This window comes from Streptomyces silaceus, assembly GCF_001419745.1.
In the GTDB taxonomy this organism is placed as follows: Bacteria; Actinomycetota; Actinomycetes; order Streptomycetales; family Streptomycetaceae; genus Streptomyces; species Streptomyces silaceus.
On the sequence record NZ_LIRJ01000561.1, the window covers coordinates 1 to 5,218 of the forward strand.

Consider the following 5,218-nt stretch of genomic DNA (forward strand, 5'->3'; position numbering starts at 1 on the left):
CGCCCGCCCCTCCCTGTGGCTGCTGCTCGTGCCCGCCCTGCTCCACGGCGCCGCGCCCCTCGTCGCCAACCGCGTCGAACCGCGCGTCCTCGGCGTCCCCTTCCTGCTCGCCTGGATGATCGCCGCGACCGTCGTCAGCCCGCTCGTCATCTGGCTCGTGGCCCGCCTCGACCCGGCGTACCGATGGCGGGGGAGACGTACACCAGCTTCTCGTTCCTGGGGACGGCCGGCTGGTCGTACTCCTTCGGCGCGCCCATCCTCTACCTGGTCGCCTATCTGACCGTCGGCTTCGCCGTCGCCTACGTCGTCGGCCCGGCGCTGTGGACGTACGCCTCCCGGCACGGCCTGATCTCGATCGCCGACATCGCCGAATTCCGTTTCAGATCACGGCCGGTGGGGATTCTGGTGGCCGTCGTCGCGACCGTCTTCATCGTTCCGTACATCCAGGTGCAGATCCAGGGCATGGGCGTCGTCGTGAACGCCATGACGTACGGCGGCGTCGACCTGAAGGTCGCCGCCGTCATCTCCTTCGTCGTGGCGGAGATCTTCATCCTCGTGTCCGGGCTGCGCGGCTCGGCGTGGGTGAGCGCCTTCAAGGACGTCCTCGTGATCCTCGCGGTGGTCTTCCTCGCCGTGTACATCCCGATGCACTACGTCGGAGGCATCGGCGAGTTGACGGGGCGCATGGTGGCCGAGCGGCCCGAGTGGCTGACCTTCCCGGGGCACGCGTCGGGCGGGCGCGACTCGGTGTGGTTCCTCAGCACCGTCGCCCTCAACGCCGTGACCATCACCATCTTCCCCACCACGGTCGCCGGCTACCTGAGCGCCAAGAACCCCAACGCCCTGCGCCGCAACGCCCTGTTGCTGCCCTGGTACCAGCTGCTCCTGTTCGTGCCGATGATCGTCGGTGCCACCGCCCTGTTCGTGATGCCGACCCTCGGCAATCCGGACCTGGCGCTGTTCAGCCTGGTCACCGACTCGCTGCCCGCGCCGCTCGTGGCGGTCGTCGGGGTGGCGGGCGCGCTGTCGGCGATCGTGCCGATGAGCGTGTTCATGCTGTCCATCGGCACGCTGTGGGGGCGGACCGTCCTCGGCGGCGGCAACGGCGCCGATCCGCGCGCGCGGCGCGTGCGCGAGGTCTCCGGCGAGGCGCGCGACCTGCGCACCAAGCGGCTCTCCCAGGCCGTGTGCGTCCTGGCCGGGCTCGTGGCGCTCGCCGGCAGTCTCTTCCACCCGAACACGCTGGTGGAGCTCTCCGTCCTGTCGTACGAAGGCCTGGCGCAGCTGGTGCCCGTCGTGCTGCTCGCCCTGTTCTGGCGGCGTCTCACGGCCAGGGCCGCCGTCGCGGGGATGCTCGTGGGGCTCGCGGTGGTGCTCGGGCTGTGGCTGACCGACAACGACCCGTTCCACGGGATCAACGGCGGCATCGTCGCGCTCGCCGCCAACCTCGTCGTGACGGTCGCGGTCGTGCGGCTGTCCCCTGGCCCGGCCCCGGGAGCCGATCGGCGCACGCCGCGGGTCGATACGGCCCCGTACGCGAAGGAGACACGATGAGCGGCGCCGAGGACGCGACGCACAGCGCCGGAGACACGGCGAACGGCGGCCCGACGGCGACTGCTCTAGTCCCGCGAGCGCGTCGAGGAGCACGCGGTCCGCGCCCTCGTGCTCAGGCCCCCGGCCCCGCCGTCGTCCTGAGGCCAAGGCCACGGTCCTGCCCGTGGGGCGCGGGCGGCTTGCGGACCAGGAACTGCGCGCCCGCCGCCTCGTGCCCGTTCATCGTGGACACCGTGACCCGGCGGCAGTCGACCGGCTCGAAGCCCGCGAGCAGCGTGCGCAGCCGGTCCTCGGTGTGGTGGCGGCAGACCGCGCCGTCGGAGGTCTCGAAGACGCCGTAGGCGTGGTCGCCGGTGCGCTCGGCGAAGCGCTCGTACCGCTCGCGGTTGCGCGCGTCGTCCTGGAGCAGGTAGTCGCTGACGTACAGCAGCCCGCCGGGCCTGAGCACCCGGTCCAGCTCGGCGATCAGCCGCCGCTGGGCGTCGGCGCGCGGCACGCAGGTCAGCACGGCGAACAGGACGACCAGGTCGACGCTCGCGTCGGGGCGGCCCGTCTCGGGCGGCGCCGTCAGGACGTCGAAGCGCGGCGCGGCGAGCAGGGCACGGGCCCGTTCGATCATCCCCGCGGAGGTGTCGACGCCCGCGAGGTCCCGGAAGCCGTGGGCCGTCAGGGCCTCCAGGGTGCGGCCGTAACCGCAGCCGTAGTCGAGCACGGCGGCGCCCCGGTCCACGCCCGCCAGCCACGGCGCGTACAGCGGATGCGTGAACGTCTTGGTCGCCGCGACGGCGTCCCAGTACCCGGTCTGGCTGTCGAGGTCGGTCACGGGAGTGCCTCCAGGAGCGCTCGGCGAAGGCCCCTCATGCTGGCACGGCGACGGCGGTCGGACACCAGTCCGAAGCGGTCAGATCCCGGGCCGGTAGCGGATCGGATGATCGTCCGGGACCTCGACGAGGACGATCTCCAGACCGTCCGGGTCGGCGATCCACATCTCGACCAGCCCCCACGGCTCCCTGACCGGCGGCCGCAGCACCTCCACGCCCCGCTCCGCGAGCTCCTCGTGTGCCGCGCGGACGTCCGCGACCTGGAGCCACAGCTGGAGACCGGGCGGGGGCGGGGCGTCCGAGCGGCCGGAGACCTCCAGGAAGCCGCCGCCGAGGAAGTAGACGGTGCCGCGCTCGGGGCCCGTGCCGAACTCGCGGTAGACGGCCAGACCCAGCGTCTCGCCGTAGAAGACGCGGGAACGCTCCGGGTCGGTGGGGCGGAGGAGGGTCCTGCTGCTCAGTACGTGCACCATGCGGTCGCACCCTAGCCGGGGGTTAGGCTCGACGGAGGAACAAACCGCGCCGAGAACGCGCGGAGAACGGAGACGACCGCCCATGGACACCGCCCTGCGCCCCGCCCCCGGTGAGCTCACGTTCCGTGACGCCACCGCCGCCGACATCGACGCGCTCGTCACACTGGTCGAGTCGGCCTACCGCGGGGACTCCAGCCGGGCGGGCTGGACCACCGAGGCGGACATCCTGGAGGGCCAGCGCACCGACCCGCAGGAGGTCGCCGCGGTCATCGAGAAGGCCGGGAGCCGGCTGCTCGCCGTCGAGCGGGACGGCGAGCTCGTGGCCTGCTGCCAGCTCGAACACCGCGGGGACCACGCCTACTTCGGGATGTTCGCGGTGAGCCCGGCACTGCAGGGCGCCGGCCTCGGCAAGGTGATCATCGCCGAGGCGGAGCGGATCGCGCGCGAGACGTGGGACGCCACCGAGATGCGCATGACCGTGATCAACGCCCGCGAGGACCTCATCGCCTGGTACGAGCGGCGCGGCTACCGCCGTACGGGAGAGTCGACGCCCTTCCCGTACGGCAACGAGCGCTTCGGCATTCCGCAGCGCGACGGCCTCCGGTTCGAGCTGCTGGTCAAGGAGCTCGACCGGGGCTGACGCGCCGGAACGCGGGCGGGCGCTAGGCCGTGAAGCGACCCGTCCGCTTGATCTCCGGGAAGTCCGTGGTCGCCCCGTCCAACTGGAGCGCCCGCACCAGACGCAGGTCGTCCTGCGTGTTCACCACCCAGCCGATGATCCGGAGGTCGGCCTTCCTGGCGTGCTCGACGATCTCCAGCGTCAGGCGCCGGATGTTGAGGACGAGCGTGGTGGCGCCAACGGTCCTCGCGCGCTCCACGACATCCGTGCCGTAACGGCTCGCGACGAGCGCGGTGCGCACGCCGGGCACCAGGCGCGCGATCTCCGCGACGGCCTCGTCGTGGAAGGAGATCACCTCCACCCGGGAGACCAGATCGCGTCGGTGCATGACCTCGGCGAGGGCGCGCGCGGCGGCGACGTCCTTGATCTCCGCCTGCAGCGGAGCACTGACGGCGTCCAGGACCTCTTCGAAGACGGGGACGCGCTCGCCGCGCCCCGCGTCCAGTTCCCTCAGTTCGGCGAGGGTCTTCTCGGCGATCGGCCCCTTTCCGTCGGTCGTACGGGCCACGTCGGCGTCGTGCATGACGACGAGGGCGCCGTCCTTGCTCAGATGCAGATCCAGCTCGATGACATCGAGGCCCGCGGCTTGCGCGGCGATGAAGGAGCGGAGCGTGTTCTCGGGCTCGACACCCATGACCCCGCGATGACCGATGGTGAGGAAGTTCAAGATTCACTCGCTTCCGTCGACGGCGGCTCGGCGGCCGCGTGGCGAGGACGGAGGAAACCACGCGGCAATGTCGCAGCCTAATGGCCCGTCTCGGTGAGGGAACCGCTCGGACGGGAGTGACCGGAGTCGTCCGCTCTGGCTCCCACGATGCCGAGGAGGAGTCCGGTGATCAGGGCGGCGACAAGGACGGCACGGGTGCTCACGGGTGCGCTGCTCCGTACGGCGGGGGAGTGCTGACCCCGTCCGTCCTACCGCCCGCGGCGCGACGGGGGCGAGCCACGTCACCCGGCCGTGGGCGCGTCCTTCACGGGTTGACGGGGCGGGCCGTGCCCTCGTCCACGGGCCGGCGCGGCGGGTCCGCGCCCTCGCGCGCGGCCAGTTCGTCGAGGTCGCCGAGCATCGCCTCGGCGAGTTCGACCTCCGCCTCCAGACGGCGCTCGCTCCACCGGAGCGCGACCTCGGGGTGGGACCAGGCCTCGGCGCCGTCCGCCCGCGCGAGCGCGTCCCTGACCTCCTTCAACTCGCCCTTCGTGCGCGCGATGTGCTCGCCGACCAGCGCCCGCAGATGGTCCGGTTCGGTCAGATGCCCGAGCCAGACCCGCAGCAGCAGCGGGTGCTTGAGGACGGCGGGGCCCGCGTCCTGGCCGCCGCCCGCCCAGGCGGCGAGCGCCGCGCGTCCCTCGCCGGTGATGGCGTACGACCGCTTGGTGCGGGGCGCGTCGGGGCCCGAGCGCCGCGAGGTCGCGTAGCCGAGGCCCTCCAGGCGGCGCAGTTCGGCGTAGATCTGGCTGATGGCGGGCGACCAGTAGAAGAAGCGGAGCGAGGCGTCGGCCCACTTCTTCAGCTCGTACCCGGTCCGCTCCCCGGGGAAGGAGAGCAGCCCGAGCACCGCCCAGGCCGTCGGCGGCAGCTCCGGGGCGGGCGGGTCGTCGTGCTGCTGCGCTGGTCTACGAGAGGCTGCCATGGGCCGCATTGAAGTGAACGTCCCACGTGGCGCGCAAGGGCGGGCCGGTGGGGCCGCGGG

Annotated in this window: 7 protein-coding genes and 1 pseudogene; 3 read left to right on the forward strand and 5 right to left on the reverse strand. The window is 72.4% G+C overall.

What is annotated here, in order from left to right:
- Positions 1-280 (forward strand): DUF3311 domain-containing protein (locus tag AOK22_RS40465; protein WP_157872404.1); only part of this gene is annotated, 280 nt, incomplete at its 5' end.
- Positions 178-1,554, forward strand: a pseudogene (locus AOK22_RS36570) (sodium:solute symporter family protein); the annotation flags it as partial. The gene AOK22_RS40465 and the pseudogene AOK22_RS36570, both read left to right, overlap by 103 nt.
- 112 nt (positions 1,555-1,666) lie before the next feature.
- Here AOK22_RS36570 and AOK22_RS36575 read toward each other — a convergent pair.
- Together AOK22_RS36575 and AOK22_RS36580 are read right to left on the reverse strand one after the other, a co-directional pair.
- Complete coding sequence (locus AOK22_RS36575) at positions 1,667-2,377, reverse strand: class I SAM-dependent methyltransferase (RefSeq protein ID WP_055702976.1); 711 nt, start codon at positions 2,375-2,377, stop codon at positions 1,667-1,669.
- A 78-nt stretch (positions 2,378-2,455) separates the two neighbouring features.
- On the reverse strand, positions 2,456-2,848 hold the full coding sequence (locus AOK22_RS36580; RefSeq protein WP_055702977.1) for a VOC family protein: 393 nt from the start codon (positions 2,846-2,848) through the stop codon (positions 2,456-2,458).
- Positions 2,849-2,930: 82 nt separating this feature from the next.
- Between AOK22_RS36580 and AOK22_RS36585 the strand changes: the two genes are divergently transcribed.
- Positions 2,931-3,488 (forward strand): GNAT family N-acetyltransferase, encoded by a 558-nt coding sequence (locus AOK22_RS36585; RefSeq protein ID WP_055702978.1) that lies wholly within the window; start codon positions 2,931-2,933, stop codon positions 3,486-3,488.
- Between the two features lie 22 nt (positions 3,489-3,510).
- Here the strand turns inward: AOK22_RS36585 and AOK22_RS36590 are convergent, their stop codons facing one another.
- The 3 genes from AOK22_RS36590 to AOK22_RS36595 form a co-directional block, all read right to left on the reverse strand.
- Positions 3,511-4,194, reverse strand: a complete 684-nt coding sequence (locus AOK22_RS36590; protein WP_055702979.1) for a glycerophosphodiester phosphodiesterase — start codon at positions 4,192-4,194, stop codon at positions 3,511-3,513.
- A 77-nt stretch (positions 4,195-4,271) separates the two neighbouring features.
- Positions 4,272-4,397, reverse strand: a complete 126-nt coding sequence (locus tag AOK22_RS43805; protein ID WP_269086338.1) for a hypothetical protein — start codon at positions 4,395-4,397, stop codon at positions 4,272-4,274.
- Positions 4,398-4,498: 101 nt separating this feature from the next.
- Positions 4,499-5,158 (reverse strand): PadR family transcriptional regulator, encoded by a 660-nt coding sequence (locus AOK22_RS36595; RefSeq protein ID WP_107102118.1) that lies wholly within the window; start codon positions 5,156-5,158, stop codon positions 4,499-4,501.
- Between the last annotated feature and the right edge of the window lie 60 nt (positions 5,159-5,218).